This is a genomic window from Streptomyces viridifaciens (genome assembly GCF_001888885.2).
Classification (GTDB): domain Bacteria; phylum Actinomycetota; class Actinomycetes; order Streptomycetales; family Streptomycetaceae; genus Kitasatospora; species Kitasatospora aureofaciens.
On record NZ_CP090841.1, the window covers coordinates 992365 to 1010215 of the forward strand.

General features: G+C 72.3%; 14 protein-coding genes. 6 read left to right on the plus strand and 8 right to left on the minus strand.

Features of this window, described 5'->3' with window-relative positions; genetic code table 11:
- Nucleotides 1-86: 86 nt before the first annotated feature.
- The 5 genes from BOQ63_RS11865 to BOQ63_RS11885 all read right to left on the minus strand — a co-directional run bounded on the left by BOQ63_RS11865 (nt 87) and on the right by BOQ63_RS11885 (nt 6210).
- Entirely contained in the window at nt 87-1106 is a 1020-nt protein-coding gene (locus tag BOQ63_RS11865) for a LacI family DNA-binding transcriptional regulator (protein ID WP_191093550.1), read from the minus strand.
- A 25-nt stretch (nt 1107-1131) separates the two neighbouring features.
- A complete protein-coding gene (locus tag BOQ63_RS11870; protein WP_030551522.1) occupies nt 1132-2847 on the minus strand; it encodes a glycoside hydrolase family 13 protein in 1716 nt (571 codons plus the stop codon).
- A 55-nt stretch (nt 2848-2902) separates the two neighbouring features.
- On the minus strand, nt 2903-3808 hold the full coding sequence (locus tag BOQ63_RS11875; protein ID WP_072654204.1) for a sugar ABC transporter permease: 906 nt from the start codon (nt 3806-3808) through the stop codon (nt 2903-2905).
- Nucleotides 3809-3848: 40 nt separating this feature from the next.
- Nucleotides 3849-4850, minus strand: coding sequence for a carbohydrate ABC transporter permease (locus tag BOQ63_RS11880; protein WP_030281317.1), 1002 nt, complete (start codon nt 4848-4850; stop codon nt 3849-3851).
- A gap of 79 nt (nt 4851-4929) precedes the next feature.
- Entirely contained in the window at nt 4930-6210 is a 1281-nt protein-coding gene (locus tag BOQ63_RS11885) for an extracellular solute-binding protein (protein WP_030281315.1), read from the minus strand.
- A 310-nt stretch (nt 6211-6520) separates the two neighbouring features.
- Between BOQ63_RS11885 and BOQ63_RS11890 the strand changes: the two genes are divergently transcribed.
- Nucleotides 6521-7033 (plus strand): GNAT family N-acetyltransferase, encoded by a 513-nt coding sequence (locus BOQ63_RS11890; protein WP_072654205.1) that lies wholly within the window; start codon nt 6521-6523, stop codon nt 7031-7033.
- Here the strand turns inward: BOQ63_RS11890 and BOQ63_RS11895 are convergent.
- Nucleotides 7026-8102 carry an aldose epimerase family protein gene (locus BOQ63_RS11895; RefSeq protein ID WP_072654206.1) on the minus strand — a complete coding sequence of 359 codons (1077 nt, stop codon included), beginning with the start codon at nt 8100-8102 and terminating at the stop codon, nt 7026-7028. The genes BOQ63_RS11890 and BOQ63_RS11895 overlap by 8 nt on opposite strands.
- A 259-nt stretch (nt 8103-8361) precedes the next feature.
- On the minus strand, nt 8362-11346 hold the full coding sequence (locus BOQ63_RS11900; protein ID WP_079183558.1) for a helix-turn-helix transcriptional regulator: 2985 nt from the start codon (nt 11344-11346) through the stop codon (nt 8362-8364).
- 335 nt (nt 11347-11681) lie between these two features.
- Between BOQ63_RS11900 and BOQ63_RS11905 the strand changes: the two genes are divergently transcribed.
- The 3 genes from BOQ63_RS11905 (at nt 11682) to BOQ63_RS11915 (ending at nt 15009) form a co-directional block, all read left to right on the plus strand.
- Nucleotides 11682-12629, plus strand: coding sequence for a terpene synthase family protein (locus BOQ63_RS11905; RefSeq protein ID WP_046386335.1), 948 nt, complete (start codon nt 11682-11684; stop codon nt 12627-12629).
- Between the two features lie 269 nt (nt 12630-12898).
- Nucleotides 12899-14422, plus strand: coding sequence for an acetaldehyde dehydrogenase ExaC (exaC, locus tag BOQ63_RS11910; protein WP_030281304.1), 1524 nt, complete (start codon nt 12899-12901; stop codon nt 14420-14422).
- A 263-nt stretch (nt 14423-14685) separates the two neighbouring features.
- On the plus strand, nt 14686-15009 hold the full coding sequence (locus BOQ63_RS11915) for a nuclear transport factor 2-like protein (protein WP_030281302.1): 324 nt from the start codon (nt 14686-14688) through the stop codon (nt 15007-15009).
- An 18-nt stretch (nt 15010-15027) separates the two neighbouring features.
- Here BOQ63_RS11915 and BOQ63_RS11920 read toward each other — a convergent pair whose 3' ends face one another.
- Nucleotides 15028-16248, minus strand: a complete 1221-nt coding sequence (locus BOQ63_RS11920; RefSeq protein ID WP_150475820.1) for a serine hydrolase domain-containing protein — start codon at nt 16246-16248, stop codon at nt 15028-15030.
- Between the two features lie 85 nt (nt 16249-16333).
- On the opposite strand from BOQ63_RS11920, the gene BOQ63_RS11925 reads away from it, so the two are divergent.
- On the plus strand, nt 16334-16897 hold the full coding sequence (locus tag BOQ63_RS11925) for an NUDIX hydrolase (protein WP_046386334.1): 564 nt from the start codon (nt 16334-16336) through the stop codon (nt 16895-16897).
- 63 nt (nt 16898-16960) lie between these two features.
- Entirely contained in the window at nt 16961-17848 is an 888-nt protein-coding gene (locus BOQ63_RS11930) for a TetR/AcrR family transcriptional regulator (protein ID WP_078867172.1), read from the plus strand.
- Nucleotides 17849-17851: the final 3 nt, after the last annotated feature.

A 17851-nucleotide genomic window follows, 5' to 3' on the forward strand; every position in this document is an offset into this window, starting at 1 on the left:
GCGCGACCACCGGGCACGCGCACGCCGACGGGCCCCGGAGAGCAACCGCCCTCCGGGGCCCGTCAGTTGGTACCTACGGCCGCGGCTCAGCGCGCACAGGCCCCCGTGGAGCCCCGCATCACCAGCTCCGGCTGGAACATGAACTCCCCGCGCTGGGCGGCGTTCCCGCCGACCTCCTCCAGCAGCGCGTCCACCGCCGCCGTCGCCATCGCCTCGACCGGCTGGCGGATCGTGGTCAACGGCGGCTCGGTGAAGGCGATCAGCGGCGAGTCGTCGAAGCCGACCACCGACACGTCGTGCGGCACCGACAGCCCGCGCTGCCGCACCGCCCGGATCGCCCCGAGCGCCATCATGTCGCTCCCGCAGACGATCGCCGTGCAGCCCTTGTCGAGCAGCGCGCCGGCTGCCGCGTGCCCGCCCTCCACGCTGAACAGCGTGTGGTGGACGAGGCCTTCCGCCTCCTCCTGCCCCAGCCCGAGCACCTCTCGCATCGCCGCCGTGAAGCCCTCGATCTTGCGCAGCACCGGCACGTACCGCCGCTGCCCGACCGCCAGGCCGATCCGCTCGTGCCCGAGTTCGGCCAGGTGCTGGACGGCCATCCACATCGCGGACCGGTCGTCCGGCGAGATGAACGGCGCGTCGATCTTCTCGCTGAAGCCGTTGATCAGCACGAACGGCACCCCGCGCCCGGCCAGCCGGGCGTAGCGGTCGTGGTCGGCCGTGGAGTCGGCGTGCAGCCCGGAGACGAAGACGATGCCCGCCACGCCCCGGTCGACCAGCATCTCGACCAGTTCGTCCTCGGTGGACCCGCCCGGGGTCTGGGTGCACAGCACCGGCGTGAAGCCGTGCCGGCTGAGCACCTGCTCGATCACCTGCGCCAGCGCGGGGAAGATCGGGTTGCTCAGCTCCGGCGTGATCAGCCCGATCAGCCCGGCACTGCGCTGGCGCAGCCGGGTCGGCCGCTCGTAGCCGAGCACGTCCAGCGCCGCCAGGACGGTCTGCCTGGTGGCGGCGGAGACGTTCGCCTTGCCGTTGAGCACGCGGGAGACGGTGGCTTCGCTGACCCCCGCCTGTGCCGCGATGTCTGAGAGTCGCGCCGTAGTCACGGTCCCAGAGCCTATTGCAACCACGTCAGACCGCCCACCAGCCGGTGGCGTCCGGAGCGAGCACCGTCTCGCCGCCGTCCACCACGAGTTCGGTCGAGGCGAGCAGCAGCCGGCCCGGGGCGGGGATCCGCACCGGCTCGCCGGTGGTGTTCACCGTGCAGGCGAAGGAGCCGCGCCGGAAGACGAGGGTGCCCTCGGGGCTGTCCAGCCACTCGACCTCGGTGCCGGCGCCGAGGTCGGGCTGTGCCCGTCGGACGGCCAGCGCGCTGCGGTAGAGCTCCAGGGTGGAGGACGGGTCGCCGGTCTGCGCCTCGACGCTCAGTTCGGCCCACTCGGCCGGCTGCGGCAGCCAGGACGGCCCGCCCGCGACCGGCCCGAAGCCGTACGGGGCCTCGGTGCCGGACCACGGGATCGGGACGCGGCAGCCGTCGCGGTAGCCGTCCTGGCCGGCCTGGCGGAAGAAGGACGGGTCCTGGCGGACCTCGTCCGGCAGGTCCGTGACGTCCGGCAGGCCGAGCTCCTCGCCCTGGTAGACGTACGCGGAGCCGGGCAGCGCGAGCATCAGCAGGGTGGCGGCACGGGCGCGGCGCAGGCCGAGCTCGCGGTCGCCGGGGGTGCGGATCTGGGTGCCGAGGCCGGGCTCGTTGGCGAAGCGGGTGGCGTGCCGGGTGACGTCGTGGTTGGACAGCACCCAGGTGGTGGGGGCGTCGACCGGACGCATCGAGTCGAGCGAGAGGTCGATCACCTCCCGCAGCGCGGCGGCGTCCCAGTCGGTGCCCAGGTACTGGAAGTTGAAGGCCTGGTGCAGCTCGTCGGGGCGGACGTAGTTCGCGGTGCGCTGGACGGTCGGGGTCCAGGCCTCGGCGACGCCGATCCGCTGGCCCGGGTACTCGTCGAGGATCCGGCGCCAGCTGCGGTAGATCTCGTGCACGCCGTCCTGGTCGAAGAACGGCATGACGTCGTTGCCGAGCAGCTTGAGCTGGTCGGCGCCGCCGAGGTCGGGCAGGCCGGGGGCCTTGACCAGGCCGTGGGCGACGTCGATGCGGAAGCCGTCCACGCCCATGTCCAGCCAGAACCGCAGGATCGAGCGGAACTCGTCGGCGACCGCCGGGTTCTCCCAGTTGAAGTCGGGCTGCTCCGGGGCGAACAGGTGCAGGTACCAGTCGCCGGGGGTGCCGTCAGGGTTCTCGGTGCGGGTCCAGGCGGGGCCGCCGAAGATGGACTCCCAGTCGTTGGGCGGCAGTTCGCCCTGCTCACCCTTGCCGGGGCGGAAGTGGTACCGCTCGCGCAGCGGGGAGCCGGGGCCCTCGCGCAGGGCGCGCTGGAACCACTCGTGCTGGTCCGACGAGTGGTTGGGGACGAGGTCGACGATGATCCGCAGGCCCAGCTGGTGGGCGTCGCGGATCAGCGCGTCGGCGTCCAACAGGGTGCCGAACATCGGGTCCACGGCGCGGTAGTCGGCGACGTCGTACCCGGCGTCGGCCTGCGGCGAGGCGTAGAAGGGGGAGAGCCAGACGGCGTCCACGCCGAGGTCGCGCAGGTACGGCAGGCGGCTGCGGATGCCGGGCAGGTCGCCCATGCCGTCGCCGTTGGAGTCGGCGAAGCTGCGCGGGTACACCTGGTAGATGACCGCGTCCCGCCACCAGCCTCTGGACGCGCCGCCAGTCACAGGAGCCAGCGGGGCCGCCTCGTGAGCGGTGTCGGCGGCAGGCCGGGAGGTGTCGGCCAGGTTCTGGGTCATGGACGGAATCCCTTGGGGACTAGAGGAGCGAGGAGCGCTGAGGGGTGCGGGAGCGTTACGACTTGGAGGCACCGGCGGTCAGGCCGGTGACCAGGTGGCGCTGCACCAGGTAGAAGAAGGCCGCGGACGGGATCGCGATCAGCACCGCCGTGGCAGCCATCAGGTTCCACTGGGCGTCGTGCTCGCTGACGAAGCTCTGCAGGCCGACGGCCAGCGTGTACTTGTCGGAGCTGAGCATGAAGGTGGAGGCGAACGGCACCTCGGCCCAGTAGGTGAGGAAGGAGTAGAAGGCGGCAACCGCCAGGCCCGGGCGGGCGAGCGGCAGCACCAGCCGCCAGAAGGTGCCGAAGGGGCTGAGCCCGTCGACCCGGCCGGCCTCGTCGATCTCCACCGGGATGGTGTCGAAGTAGCCCTTCAGCAGCCAGGCGCAGTACGGCACGGTGGTGGTCGAGTACACCAGGATCAGGCCGGTGTAGCTGTCCAGCAGCCCGAGTTCGGAGAGCATCGTGTACATCGGCACGATCAGCACCGCGATCGGGAACATCTGGGTGACCAGCAGCGACCACATCAGCGGCTTGTGCCCGGGGAACTTCATCCGGGAGACGGCGTAGCCGGTGGTGGCGGCCAGCATCACGCCGAACACGGTGGTGACGCCGGAGACCAGCAGGGCGTTGCCGAACCAGGTGAAGAAGTCGGTGTCGGCCAGCACGTGCTGGTAGTTCGACAGCGTGAGCTTGCCGAAGATCTGGCCCGGGTGGAGGTAGTCGGTCTTGTCCGGTCCGAGCGAGACGAAGAGGATCCAGCCGACCGGGAACAGCGCGATCAGGCTGGCCAGGATCAGGACGCCGTGGGACAGCGCCTTGGACAGCGGGCTGCTCTCGCCGCGCGGCCGGAACTTGGCCGGCCGGGCGGCCGGGACCGCGGTCGCCGCGGCGGCGGGGCGTTCGGTGGTGGTGCTCATCGGGTTACCTGCCTTCGTGGGTCAACTGGGTCCGGGGGCCTCAGCCGTTGGCCTGCTCGTTGCGGGCGAGCCAGCGCCGGTAGAAGGCGGTGAAGACGATCAGGATGGACAGCAGGATCACGCCGTACGAGGCGGACTGCGCGAAGTCCTGGGGGATCTGGCCGAAGGCGAGGCGGTAGGCCCAGGTGACCAGCAGCTGGGCGTCGGGCGCGCCCTTGCCGAACAGCAGGAAGATGACGTTGAACTGGTTGAACGTCCAGATCACGCCGAGCAGCACGACGGTGGAGGAGACGCTGCGCAGCCCGGGCAGGGTGATGTGGCGGAACTGCTGCCAGCGGGTGGCGCCGTCCATCTCGGCGGCCTCGTACAGCTCGGCCGGGATCGACTGCAGGCCGCCGAGCAGCGAGATCATCATGAACGGCACGCCGGCCCAGGTGTTGACCAGGATCGCGGCCGCCTTCTGCGCCCACGGGTCGGTGAGCCAGCCGGGCTCGGGCAGGTGCAGGCCCGACAGCACGGTGTTGACGACGCCGCCGTCGGAGAGCATAAGGCGCCAGGAGAAGACGGTGACGAAGGTCGGTACGGCCCACGGGAGGATGAGCAGCATCCGGTAGGCGGCGCGTCCGCGCAGCTTCTTGTTGAGCAGGACGGCGAGGCCGAGGCCGAGGGTGTAGTGCAGGCAGACGCAGATGACCGTCCAGGCGATGGTCCACACGAAGTGGGACCAGAACCGGTCGTACGAGCCGGGGCCCCAGAGGATGTCGGCGTAGTTGTGGAAGCCGATGTACTGGTAGCTGGCCGGGATCTCGTTGACGCCGATGTGGCGGGCGACGTTGAGGCTGTTGGCGTCGGTGAGGGTCAGCCAGATGCCCTGGACGAGCGGGTAGAACACCAGGACGCCGAGCACCAGCACGACCGGGGCGATCATCGCGTAGGCGTACCAGTGCCTGGCGTAGGAGCGCTTGAGGCGTTCCAGCAGGCCCGGACGCTGATCGCGCTCCCGGCTGCCCTTGCCGGTGGCGCCCTGCACGGCGACTGACATCGTTTGCACCTTCTCGGGGGGAAGTCTCGGGGGAGCCGACGGCCCGGCCCGCCGGTGTCGGCGGGCCGGGCTGCGGGGACTACTTGGCGAAGCCCGGCAGGAGCTTGGCGTAGTCCGTGGCCACGGTGTTCAGCGCGTCCTGGGTGCTGGTGCCCTGGACGGCCTTGCCCAGGTTGGTGCCGAGCGAGTCGAACAGCGAGCCGTACTCGGGCAGTTCGGGGCGCGGCTTGGCGCTGCCGAGGATGGCCTGGAAGCCGGCGATGCCCGGGTCGGCCTTGACGTCGGCGGTGTAGGCGTCGGAGCGGGTCGGCAGGGTGGAGTTCTTCTGCGCGATGAAGGCCTGGCTCTCGGCCGAGGTCATGAAGGCGGCGAACTTCTCGGCGGCGGCCTTGTGGGCCTTGTCGGCACCTGCGTAGACGGCGATGTTGTGGCCGCCGGTGGGGGCACCGGCCTTGCCGCCGGAGCCGGCCGGGACGGGGGCGATGCCGAGGTTCTTCTTGTCGGCGAAGGCGGAGCCCTTGTAGATGTTGGTGATCTCCCAGGGGCCCTGGATGATCGCCGCGACCTTGCCGCTGTTGAAGGCGTCCATCATGTGGGCGTAGGCGTCGGTGGTGACGTCGGCCTTGGCCGTGCCGGGCGAGGTGAACATCGACTTGTAGGTCTCGATGCCCTTGACGGCCTCGGGCGAGGTGATGGTGATCTTCTTGTTGGCGGCGTCGACGGTGTCGGTGCCCTCGCCGAACAGGAACGGCATCGCGTAGTAGCCGTCGGCGGCCTTCAGCCAGAAGCCGTCGACGCCCGCCTTGTCCTTGATGGTGGCGGCGTCGGTCTTCAGCTCGTCCCAGGTCTTGGGGGCGTCGGTGATGCCGGCCTTGGCGAACAGGTCCTTGTTGTAGAGGAAGCCGAGGGTGTCGGTGACCAGCGGGACGCCGTACAGCTTGCCGTCGTACTTGGCCTGCTGGATCAGGCTGGGCTGGAAGGCGGAGGTGTCGGCGGCGGCCGGGGTGCCGTCCAGCGGCTCCAGGAAGCCGGCCTTGGCGAAGGCGGCGGTCCAGCCGACGTCGGAGCGGAACACGTCCGGTGCGCCCTTGGCCCCCATGGCCGTCTGCAGCTTGTTCTGGGCCTGGTCGAACGGCACGTTGACGAAGTTGACCTTGATGTTCGGGTTGGCCGCCTCGAACTTCTTGGCCAGTTCCTGGTAGTTCGGAGCCTCGTTGGTGGCGTTCGACGTGTCCCAGTACGTGAGGGTGACCGGGCCGTCGGCCTTGCTGTCCGAGCCGGAGCCGCCACTGCTGCCACAGGCAGCCATCGAGACCGCGAGGGCCACAACGAGGGCAGAGGCCGCGATGCCACGCCGCATGAGAACTCCTTGGGAGGGTGGGGGTGCCCGAGATGTTCGGAGACAGGCGCATAATGGCTGCCTCGTGCCGACCGCACCGTTGCTGCCGTCGGGCTCGGAAGGAAGTTAACAGCGGCGCAACAGTGACGGAAAGTCCTTGCAGCAAGTTTCTGCAAGAAACGGCGATCGTTACTCCCGCGTGTCCTGGACGTGGCCGTGCGGTAGTTGACAGTGCGGTGCAATGTCCGACTTCGTCCGTTTCCACCCCGGTACGGGGTGGCCGACGCGACCACCCTGGGTGGCCGAAAGGCGCTTGCAGCAGACTGGACGGATGCGCATCAGAGCCGTCACCGAGGACGAACTGCCCCTGCTGGGCGAACTGGAGCGGGCCGCCGGGGCCCCCTTCGCCGAGATCGGGATGCCGGAGATCGCCGAGGACGAACCCCCCGCCCCGGAGGAGCTGGCCCGCTACCTGGAGCACGGCACCGCGCTGGTCGCCGAGGCCCCCGACGGAACCGTCGCCGGCTACCTGCTGGCCGAGCCGGTGGACGGCGCACTGCACGTCGAACAGGTCTCGGTCCACCCCGACCACGCGCGCCGGGGCATCGGCCGGGCGCTGATCGAGCACCTCGCCGAGGGCACCGACGCCCCCGCGCTCACCCTGACCACCTTCGCGGACGTCCCGTGGAACGCCCCCTACTACGCCCGCTGCGGATTCCGCCCGCTGGCCGACGCCGAGCTCACCCCCGGCCTGCGCGAGATCCGCCGCAAGGAGGCCGAGCACGGCCTCGACCGCTGGCCCCGGCTCTGCATGCGGCGGGACCTCGTCCGGCGGGTCAGCTGACCCCCAGCCGCAGAACGGTGGTCGAGCGGAACTCCTCCTCCGGCCGCAGCTCCGTGCTCGGGAAGGCCGGGTGGTGCGGGGAGTCCGGGAAGTGCTGGGTCTCCAGCGCGATCCCGGCGAACGGCCCGTACGGGACCCCGCTCGCTCCGGTGACCGCGCCCTGGAACTTGTTCGCCGTGTAGACCTGGAGGCCCGGCTCGGTGGTCAGCACCTCCAGGGTGCGGCCGCTGACCGGGTCCTCCAGCAGCGCCGCCCGCGCCAGGCCGCCGCTCGCCGGGCGGGCGCGCAGCGCCCAGTTGTGGTCGTAGCCGCCCGGGCCGGCCAGCTGCGGGTGGTCGTCGTGCAGCGACTTGCCGATCGGGGTGGCCACGGTGAAGTCGAAGGGCGTGCCGGCCACCGGCTCGGTCCGCCCGTACGGGATCTGCCGCTCGTCGGCCGGGGTGTACTCGTCGGCGTCCAGGGTGAGCAGGTGGCCCAGGACGTCACCGCTGCCCTCACCCGCGAGGTTGAAGTAGGCGTGGTTGGTCAGGTTGACGACGGTCGGCTTGTTGGTGACGGCCCGGTAGTCGATCACCAGCTCGCCGCCCGCCCCCGGGGCGTACGACAGGGTGTAGGAGACGGTGACGTCCAGCGCGCCCGGGAAGCCCTGGTCGCCGTCCGGGCTGTGCAGCCGCAGCAGCACCCCGCCCTCGACCGGCTCGGCCGCCCACATCCGCTGAGCGAAGCCGTCCGGGCCGCCGTGGATGGTCGTCCCGCCGCCGGTCGGGGCCAGCGGGTGGTTCTGGCCGTCGATGGTGACGCTGGAACCGTCGATCCGGTTGGCGTACCGGCCGACCACCGTGCCGTAGTGCCGCGCGGGGCCCAGGATCTGCGCCAACTCGTCGGTGGAAAGCAGCAGTTGGGCCGTACGACCGGACCGGTCCGGCCCGCTGAGGGTGTGCAGGGTGGCACCGAGGGTGAGCACGCTCGCCTCGTACGGACCGGCCGTCAGCGTCCAGCGCTGGATCGCCGCGCCCGCACCCGAGGGGTCGAGGGGTTCTCGGCGCACCGTGGTGGCCTCGCTCGGCATGGCCTGCTCCTCACTGGCGGCGGCAGTGCGCCACTTCCGCCCGGTCCCGGTCCGTCCAGGGAGCGTAGCGGCGGCCCCCGTGGTGTCCGTCAGCCTAGCGAGGGCGGCGCCCGCGGGGGCGCTTCCACGCCTCCGCGCGCCGCCCGAACGCTACCGGCCGCCGAACGCCAACGGCCGCCCGCCCCTCACGGCCGCTGCCCTGCTGCCCTCGACGGGCCGTCTCGCCCGTCCGCAGGCCGTCGCCCTGCCGCGCGCGCCACTACTCCCCCGGCTCCTCCTCCAGCCGCTGCTGCAGCCCCAGTGCCGAGGCCAGCCCGTCCGGCCCGGTGCCCGCCTTGCGGTAGACCGCCGCCAGCCGCCGGTTGACCAGGCTCAGGTGCACCCCGAGCTGCTCGGCGATCCGCTGCGGCGGCACGCCCTTGACCGCCAGGTTGGCGACCTCCCGCTCCGGCCCGCTGAGCGTCTCCAGGGTCTCCTGGAAGTCGTGCAGCCCCAGCCGGTTGGGCCGCAGCCCGTAGTTGGCCAGTTCCCGCCGGGCCCGGTCGACCAGCTTCTCCGCCGAGCAGTGCTGGGCCAGCTCGATGCCCTGGTACAGGTACTCCTGGGCGTCCTCCAGCCGTCCGACCCGGCGCAGCGCGGCGCCGAGGTCGACCAGCGCGACGGCGTGCTCGTACCCGGCCGGGGACTGCCCTAGGTGCTCCACGGCCTGCTCCAGCAGTTCGACCGCCTGCTGACCGTCCTCGATCCGCGCCTGCAGCCGCAGGGCGCTGCCGATCGCCGAGGCGGTGCCGAAGGTGCGGGCGTCCCTGACGGCCTTCTGGGCGTACTCGCGGGCGCGCTCGGGCTCGTCGGACGCGATCGCGATCGCGAGGTGTCCGGCCCACGGCGCCCAGACGGTGTTGCGCCAGCCGCGGACCTCCAGCTGGGCCCCGGCCTCGGTGAGCGAGGCGGCCGCCCCGGCGTGCCGGTTCTTGGCGACCAGCAGCTTGCCGTACAGCGAGGCGGCGTCCGGCAGCACCATGGCGGTCGGGTGGTACGGCGGGTGGAAGCCGAACAGGTTGGCCTCCTCCCAGGCCTCCTCGACCCGGCCGCGGGCGATCAGGGTGTCCACCAGCACGCCGACGGCGTCCCAGGCCAGCGGCAGCTTGGCCCCGATCCGCTCGGAGATGCGGTAGGCCCGGCGCAGGAAGTCCTCGGCCTCGGCGAGCAGTCCGCGGCGGAAACGGGCGAGCCCCATCAGGAAGTACGCGAAACCCCGGTGGGCACCGCTCCAACCGGCCACCTCGAACTGGATGATGGCGTCCGCGGCCAGCCGCTCGGCCTGGGCGATGCGGTCGTTGTAGATGTACGTGAGGCAGAGCATCGAGGGCAGTTCGAAGCCCCAGCCGAGGCCCTTGGGCAGCCGGCCGCCGTCCAGGACCTCGTCGGCGAGCGCCAGCGCCTCGGCGGAGGAGGCGCCGCGCAGGGTCAGGTCCCAGGCGCGCATGGCGAGCACGGCCCGGTCCGCGGCCTCCCGGCCGGTCAGGTTCCGGCACATTTCGGCGAGCCGGGCGGAGCGGCCGGGGCCGTCCTCCTCAGACTTGCGGAAGGCGTGCCACATGAACGAGGCCGCCTGGAGCCGCTGGCGCCGGGCCGGGTCGGCGGTCTGCTCGGCCTCCTCCTGGCAGACCAGGGCGGCCTGGCCCAGCTCACCGCTGTGGGCGAGCACCTCGGAGAGCCGGAAGGTGGCGTCCACCCGCAGTTCCGGGCGCAGCGGCCCCTCGTCGGGGTCGAGGGCCAGCCGGAGCTGGTTGACGGTGGCCCCGGGGTCGGTGAGCAGTGCGGAGCAGCCGAGCTCGTACAGCACCTCGGCCTTGATGTCGTCGGCGGGCGGCTCGTTGAGCGCGCGGTGCAGGCAGCGCTGGGCGGCCTCCGGGGCGCCGATCAGCTGGTGTTCGACGGCGGCGCGGCGCAGCTTCTTGACGATCCGGTCGTCGCCCTCGCCGGAGTGGGTCTCGACCAGGTGGCGGGAGGCGGCGAGCAGGCCGAGTCCGGCGTTCTCGATCTCGACGGCGGCGATGCCGTGCATGCCGAGGCGGGTGGCGTCCGGCATGGTGTTGTAGATCGAGCTGGCGATCAGCGGGTGGACGAACTCAAGGTTCCCGTTGGGGGCCTGGGTGAGGACCCGCTGCTTGCGCAGCTGCTTGATGGACTCGCGGGCGCCCTCGGTGCTCTGGGTGGAGATCCGGGTGGCGAGGTCGACCCGGATGTCGGTGCCCAGCATGGCGCAGGCCCAGGCGAAGCGCAGAGTGGCGGGCCCGAGCCGGTCCAGCCAGCTCTTGAGGGTCATCCCGGTGGCGTCGACGGCGAGTTCCCGCAGCTGTCGGGAGTTCTCCTCGACCGGCTCGAGTTCCTGTTCACGCACCTGGTCGAGCAGGCGACCGGCCTCGAAGGGGTTGCCGTTGACGACGTTCCAGAACTCGTAGCAGAAGGCGTCCTCGGCCTTGTCGCCGAGTTCGGCGCGGATCATGTCGGTGACGGAGCTCAGGGTGAGCCGGCTGAGCTCGTGCTTGCGGCTGGCGAGGTCGAGGACGCCCCGGCGCAGGCCCTGGGTCTCGGTGGGCCAGTCGTTCTCGTCCTCGCGGAAGGCGAAGACCAGCAGCACGGGCAGTTCGCCGGAGCGGACGGCGAACTTGGCGAGCCAGGAGAGGGATTCGGCGTCCGCCCAGTGCAGGTCGTCGACGATCATCACCATCGGCGCGCGGCGCGGCGCGAGCTGGGTGAGGACGTAGTCGAGGCCGTCGCGCACGCCCTGGGGGTCCAGGCGGCGGGCGCCGGCCTTGGGCTGCTTGAGGCCCATGGCCGGTCCGACGACCTCCTCCCAGGTGCCCATGACCTGGCGGAACTCGTCGGCCTCGAGCTTGGTCAGGACGGGCTGCAGGAGCTGGCGCAGCACGTGGTACGGCTCCTTGAACTGCTGTTCGCCGCCGCGGGCGAACAGCACGGTGGCGCCCTCGCGCAGGCTGGCGATCCGTCGGACCTCGTGCAGCAGGCTGGTCTTGCCGATGCCGGGGCGGCCGGAGAAGGCGAGCAGTTCGCCGATCTCGGTGCCGCCGGCGGCGAACTCGCGGCAGAGGCGGTCGACGGCCGCTTCGACGGAGCGCAGTTCGGCGTCGCGGTCGCGCAGCCGGACCCGGGCCGCCGGTCCGCCGTCACCCCGGCCGGACCCGGTTCCCGCCCGAAGTTCGTTGCCCTGATCGGTCACCGTCGCGCCTCCGCCTCACCCGCTCGCGGCACGGCTCCGCCGCCGCACGGGGGAGCCGGTCCATCACTGTTCGTGGAGCCGAGGTTAGCGCCGTGTAGGACTTCCCGTGAGGCATTCGTGCAGGCTGGGGCGGACGGTGAGGGTTCGGGCGGCTTGCCAAGGGCAATTGCCCTATATCCCTAACGTCCGATCATTGCATCAGATACCCTACGGCCCGCGAGGCGCGGATGATCTTGCGTAAACCACCCTCACCCGCCGCGCCCCGTCACGTCAACTCCCCCACGAGAAGTGCTCGAACCACAAGCGCCCCCACCCTCCGCTGCACCGGGAGTCCGATGTCTGACGACACATCACTTGAGATCCCGTTCCCGTACCGCCGCAGTCCGCACGGACCGTACGCCACCGCACTGCACCGGGACTGGCTGATCCGCCACCCGCTGCTCCCCGACGCCGACCACCCCGGGTACGCGCACTGGGAGGTGGTCGACCTCGCCGCGCTCGGCTACCCGGACGCCGGTCCGGACGAACTCGCGCTGGCGGCCGATCTGATGGGCTTCTACTTCCTCTTCGACGACCAGTTCGACGGGCCGCTCGGTCGCCGCCCCACCGAGGTCGCCCCGATCTGCGAGCGCCTGATCGCCGTCCTGCACGGCGCCCGGCCCGACCAGCACTCCCCGGTCGAGACGGCCTTCGCCGACCTGTGGGCCCGCAGCGTGCGCGGCATGCCCGCCCGCTGGCAGGCCCGGGCCGCCTACAACTGGGAGTACTACTTCGCCAGTCACCCGGCCGAGGCGGCCGGCCGGATCTCCGCCCGACCGCCGGACCGGGACGGCTACCTGGAACTCAGACGGGGCACCGCGGCGATGGAGACCATCTTCGACATGGTCGAACGGATCGGCCAGTTCGAGGTCCCCGCCTCCGTGCTGCACCATCCGGTGCTCCGTCAGATCCGACAGCTGGCCGCCGACATACCGTCCCTCAGCAACGACGTGCGGTCCTTCCCGCTCGAAGCCCCGCGCGGCGACGTCAACAACCTGGTGATGATCGTCCAGCGCGAGCGCCACTGCTCGGCCGAGGAGGCCTGCTCCGCGGTGATGGCGGAGGCGCAGCTGATGGTCGAGCGCTGCGCCGAGCTGCACGAGCGACTGCCCGACGTCTTCCTGGAGTTGGGCCTGTCCCGGATCGAACGCACGATCGCCCAGCGGTACGCCGACGGGCTGATCACCTGGCTGGCCGGGTACCTGAGCTGGGAGGCCCGCACCGGCCGGTACCACGCGGTCTGAGGCCCCGTCCCTCGGACGTCGGAGCACCACCGGGCGCGGCCGCCCGGCAACGGCCGGAACGCGGACCCTCCGTACCGGGCCGGCGTACGGACCGTAGCCGCTGCGCGCACCCGGCGGTTATCGTGCTCGTCGGCGGGCGCCCCGGCGGGGCGCCGCCCGACTGCGTGTCCGCACCCTCCCGCCGAGCCGCCCCCTGACCGGGCGGCCCGGCGTGCCGCCCCCGGTCCGACCGGCGCCAGGGGCGCCCGACGTCGCGAGGAGCACAGAGCATGACGGTCTACCAGCCGCCCGGCACACCCGGCAGCATCGTCGCCTACCGTTCCCGGTACGACCACTGGATCGGCGGCGGATGGGCGCCCCCGGTGCGCGGCGAGTACTTCGGCAACCCGACGCCGGTCACCGGTGAGGTGTTCACCGAGGTCGCCCGCGGCACCGCCGAGGACATCGAGGCCGCCCTGGACGCGGCGCACGCCGCCGCCCCGGCCTGGGGCCGCACCTCCGCCGCCGAGCGGGCGCAGGTCCTGCTGCGGATCGCCGACCGGATGGAGGCCCACCTGGAGCAGCTGGCCGTCGCGGAGAGCTGGGAGAACGGCAAGCCGGTGCGCGAGACGCTGGCCGCCGACCTCCCGCTCGCCGTCGACCACCTGCGCTACTTCGCCGGCGCGCTGCGCGCCCAGGAGGGCAGCCTCTCCCAACTGGACGAGGACACCGTGGCGTACCACTTCCACGAGCCGCTGGGCGTCGTCGGCCAGATCATCCCGTGGAACTTCCCGATCCTGATGGCGATCTGGAAGCTGGCCCCGGCACTCGCGGCCGGCAACGCGGTGGTGCTCAAGCCCGCCGAGCAGACCCCGGCCTCGGTGCTGCTGCTGGCCGAGCTGACCGCCGACCTGGTGCCGCCGGGCGTGCTCAACATCGTCACCGGCTTCGGCGAGGAGGCCGGCGCCCCGCTGGCCGCCAGCAAGCGGGTCCGCAAGCTCGCCTTCACCGGTGAGACCGGCACCGGCCGGCTGATCGCCCGCGCCGCCGCCGACAACCTGATCCCGGCGACCCTCGAACTCGGCGGCAAGAGCCCCAACCTGTTCTTCGCGGACGTCGCCGCCGACGACGACGCCTTCTACGACAAGGCCGTCGAGGGCTTCGCGATGTTCGCCCTCAACCAGGGCGAGGTCTGCACCTGCCCCAGCCGCGCGCTGATCGAGTCCCCGGTCTACGAGCGGCTGCTCGGCGACGGGCTGGGCCGGGTGCGCGCCATGCGCCAGGGCGACCCGCTGGACACCGAGACCCAGGTCGGCGCGCAGGCCAGCGCCGAACAGCTGAAGAAGATCCTCTCCTACTTCGAGATCGGCCAGGCCGAGGGCGCCAAGGTCCTGGTCGGCGGCGAGCGCGCCGACCTCGGCGGCCCGCTGGCCGGCGGGTACTACGTGACGCCGACGGTCTTCGAGGGCGTCAACAGCATGCGGGTCTTCCAGGAGGAGATCTTCGGCCCGGTCGTCTCGGTCACCCGCTTCGACGGCTTCGACGAGGCGGTCGCGCTCGCCAACGACACCCAGTACGGGCTCGGCGCGGGCGTGTGGACCCGCAACATCAACACCGCCCACCGGGCCGGGCGCGCCATCCAGGCCGGCCGGGTCTGGACCAACTGCTACCACGCCTACCCGGCGCACGCGGCCTTCGGCGGCTACAAGAACTCCGGCATCGGGCGGGAGAACCACAAGGCGCTGCTGGAGCACTACCAGCAGACCAAGAACCTGCTGGTCAGCTACTCACCCGACGCGGTCGGCTTCTTCTAGGCCCCCGGGCCCCGGTAGGCCCCGACGGAAGTCCGGGGGCCCGACAGAAGTGGAGCGGGAGACCTCGTCCGGTCCCCCGCTCCACCGCCACTCCCCGCGGCGGGCTCTCGGGGCCAATCCCGTGTTCCGGGAATTTCACCTGGTTCGGGATCTAAGCACGTGAATCGGCTGATTTTCCCGACGCGCCGCCGACATGCCCGAACGGCCCCCGCGAACGCCGTAGACAGGACTCCCCGTTCCCGATCCCTCCCACGGAGTCCGGCATGACCATCGCCCCCGCCAAGCTCACCGACCCCACCGTGCGTGCCTTCGTCACCGCGGTCAACGCGGGCGACCGCGAGGCCTTCTTCCACGTGCTCGCCCCGGACGCGACCATGTCCGACGACGGCTCCGACCGCGACCTCGACGAGTGGGTGGACCGGGAGATCTTCGGCCCCAACGGCCGCATGGACGTCCAGAGCGAGTCCTCCGGAGGCCACGCGCTGGTCGCCAACTTCACCAACGAGACCTGGGGCGAGATGCGCACCGCCTGGCGGTTCACCGTCGACGGCGGCAGGATCAGCCGCTTCGAGACCGGCCAGGCGTGACCCGGTGCCCGACCGGCCTCAGGACAGCCCCAGGCACCCCCGCACCGCGCGGATCAGGTTGCGCGAGCGGACGTCCCCGGTGACGCCCGGCTGCATGCCGTTGGTGACGTACCCGAAGCCGAGCCCGAGCTCGGGGTCGGCGAAGCCCAGCGAGCCGCCCCGGCCCGGGTGGCCGAAGCTCGTCGGCGAGGTCATCGGCGCGGTCGGTCCGTGCCGCCAGAAGCCCAGGCCGAACGTGGAGTTGACGATCAGCACCCGGTCCGGGCCGTTCACCACCGGCCCGACCGCGCGGGCCAGCACCTCCGGGCCGAACAGCGGCGGCAGCAGCGCGCCGGACCCGTCCGGGCGGTCGGCGGCGCCGATCAGCGCCGCGTAGAACCGGGCCACCGAGCGGGCGGTGCCGATGCCGCCCGCGCCCGGGATCTCGGCGGCCTGCACCGCCGGGTCGTTCATGTTCACCCCGGGCAGCACCGAGGCGAAGGCGCGGGCGGTCAGCGAGGTCGGGTCCTGGTAGGCGTCCCGCACGGACTGCTTGGGCCGCAGCCGCAGCCCGCTCGGGCCGGTCCGGGCCGCCTCCGGGGCGGGCAGGTCGACCAGCTTGCCGACCCGGGGCGCGGCGCCGGCCGGCAGCCCGATCCACAGGTCGAGCCCGAGCGGCCGGGCGATCTCCTCGGCGAAGTACTGGCCGACCGTACGGCCGCTCACCCGGCGCACCACCTCGCCGACCAGCCAACCGAAGGTGTACGGGTGGTAGCCGTGCGCCGTCCCCGGCTCCCAGGCGGGCGCCTGGGCGGCCACCGCGGCGACCGCCCGCTCCCAGGTCAGCACGTCCTCCAGGCGCAGCGGCACGTCCAGCGCCGGCACCCCCGCCTGGTGCGACAGCAGCCAGCGCACCGGCACCGCGCCCTTGCCCGCCGCCGCGAACTCCGGCCAGTACGAGGCCGCCGGCGCGTCCAGGTCGAGCAGGCCGCGCTCGACCAGCAGCAGCGCGGTGGCCGCGGTCAGGCCCTTGGTGACCGAGCGCAGCACCTGGGCGGTGTCCGCCGTCCACGGCACCGCGGGCGTGGGCCGCCCGCCGACCTCGGGCCGGGCGTCCCCGCCCCACAGGTCGACCACCTTGCGCCCGCGCACGTACAGCGCGAACGCCGCGCCCAGCTCGCCGTACTCGGCGAAGTTCCGCGCGAAGGCCTCCCGTACGGGCTCGAACCCCTCGGCCGTCTCGCCCCAGATCTCCACCACCGCGTGCCGTCCTCAGGTCGTTCGTCGCCGCCCAGCTGATCGATCCCGCGTTCGAAGCGGGCTCCGAAACCCTAACCTGTCGTTCATGACCAACCCTGCCGAAGAGCTGCTGGACATCGTCGACGACAACGACCGGGTGATCGGTACCGCGCTGCGCGGGGAGGTGTACCGGCAGGGGCTGACCCACCGGTGCGTCTTCATCATGGTCCGCGACCCGGCCGGCCGGATCTTCGTCCACCGCCGCACCGACACCAAGCTGTTCGCCCCCGGCGCGTACGACATGTGGGTCGGCGGCGTCGTCGGCTCCGGCGAGACCTACGCCGAGGCCGCCGTCCGCGAGGCCGAGGAGGAGCTCGGGGTGCGCGGCATCGCCCCGCGGCCGATCTTCAAGTTCCTCTTCAGGGAGCCGGAGGGCGGCAAGCTCTCCTGGTGGTGCGACATGTACGAGGCGGAGTGGGACGGCCCGGTCTCCCCGCAGGAGTCCGAGGTCGCCTGGCACGCCTGGCTCACCCCGGCCGAACTCTCCGAGCGCCTCGCCCGCGACACCTTCGTGCCCGACGGCCTGGAGGCCTACCGCCGCTACCTGGAGCGCCAGGAGAGTAAGGGCCGTCCGGCGGACCGTGCCGAACCGGCCTCGGGCAGCGCATGAGGGCAGGGGAGCGCAGGCCGGGCCGCATGGGCCCGCGGGCGGCCGACGGATAGGCTGACGCGCATGGCCTCCCGTACGCCGTCGCCGACGGCCGACCGCGCAGAACGGACCGCCGCCCCCGACCGGGGCGCCGCGGGTGAACGGCCGCGCCGACGGCTGAGCGTGGACGAGCGGCGGGAGCAACTGATCGCCGTGGCGCTGGAGCTGTTCAGCCGGCGCCCGCCGGAGGAGGTGTCGATCGACGACATCGCCGCCGCCGCGGGCGCCTCCCGGCCGCTGGTGTACCACTACTTCCCCGGCAAGCAGGCGCTCTACGAGGCGTCGCTGCGGCGTGCCGGGCGGGAACTCTCGGCCCGGTTCGAGGAGCCGATGGAGGGGCCGCTGTCGGAGCGGCTGTACCGGGTGATGGGCCGCTACCTGGACTTCGTGCAGAGCCACGGGCCGGGCTTCGCCGCGCTGTTGCGGGGCGGCTCGGTGGCGGCCAGCGCGGGCACCTCGGCGGTGATCGACGAGGTGCGCCGGGCCGCGCACGACCAGATCCTCAGCCACCTGGCGATCCCCGCTCCGAGCCCCGGACTGCGGCTGACCGTCCGGGCCTGGATCGCCAACGCCGAGATCACCTCCCTGGAGTGGCTGGCCGAGCGGTCCGTTCCGCTGGAGGAGCTGCAGCTGCACCTGGTGCAGGAGTTCGTCGCCTCGCTCACCCTGACCGCCGCCCGGGAGCCCGCGCTCGCCGCCGAGCTGGCCTCCTTCTTCGCCGACGAGCGGCCCGACGGGCCGACCGGGCGACTGGTCCAGGACCTCGCCGGGCTGTTCGCGGTGCCCGGCATCCTCGACGCGGTCACCGCCCTGGCCGCCGGGCCGCAGACCGTCGGGCCGCAGACCGTCGGGCCGGTGGACGAAGCGTCCGCGCAGGCCACGGAGGGCACTGCCGGGGCCCCCGCGGAGTGATCA

What these genes read in the sequence shown, in the direction of transcription:
- BOQ63_RS11915 (WP_030281302.1), top strand. Translation starts at nt 14,686, where the DNA reads ATGACCATCGCCCCCGCCAAGCTCACCGACCCCACCGTGCGTGCCTTC.
- BOQ63_RS11895 (WP_072654206.1), bottom strand. Translation starts at nt 8,102, where the DNA reads ATGCCGAGCGAGGCCACCACGGTGCGCCGAGAACCCCTCGACCCCTCG.
- BOQ63_RS11885 (WP_030281315.1), bottom strand. Translation starts at nt 6,210, where the DNA reads ATGCGGCGTGGCATCGCGGCCTCTGCCCTCGTTGTGGCCCTCGCGGTC.
- BOQ63_RS11930 (WP_078867172.1), top strand. Translation starts at nt 16,961, where the DNA reads ATGGCCTCCCGTACGCCGTCGCCGACGGCCGACCGCGCAGAACGGACC.
- BOQ63_RS11875 (WP_072654204.1), bottom strand. Translation starts at nt 3,808, where the DNA reads ATGAGCACCACCACCGAACGCCCCGCCGCCGCGGCGACCGCGGTCCCG.
- BOQ63_RS11870 (WP_030551522.1), bottom strand. Translation starts at nt 2,847, where the DNA reads ATGACCCAGAACCTGGCCGACACCTCCCGGCCTGCCGCCGACACCGCT.
- BOQ63_RS11905 (WP_046386335.1), top strand. Translation starts at nt 11,682, where the DNA reads ATGTCTGACGACACATCACTTGAGATCCCGTTCCCGTACCGCCGCAGT.
- BOQ63_RS11925 (WP_046386334.1), top strand. Translation starts at nt 16,334, where the DNA reads ATGACCAACCCTGCCGAAGAGCTGCTGGACATCGTCGACGACAACGAC.
- BOQ63_RS11890 (WP_072654205.1), top strand. Translation starts at nt 6,521, where the DNA reads ATGCGCATCAGAGCCGTCACCGAGGACGAACTGCCCCTGCTGGGCGAA.
- exaC (WP_030281304.1), top strand. Translation starts at nt 12,899, where the DNA reads ATGACGGTCTACCAGCCGCCCGGCACACCCGGCAGCATCGTCGCCTAC.
- BOQ63_RS11880 (WP_030281317.1), bottom strand. Translation starts at nt 4,850, where the DNA reads ATGTCAGTCGCCGTGCAGGGCGCCACCGGCAAGGGCAGCCGGGAGCGC.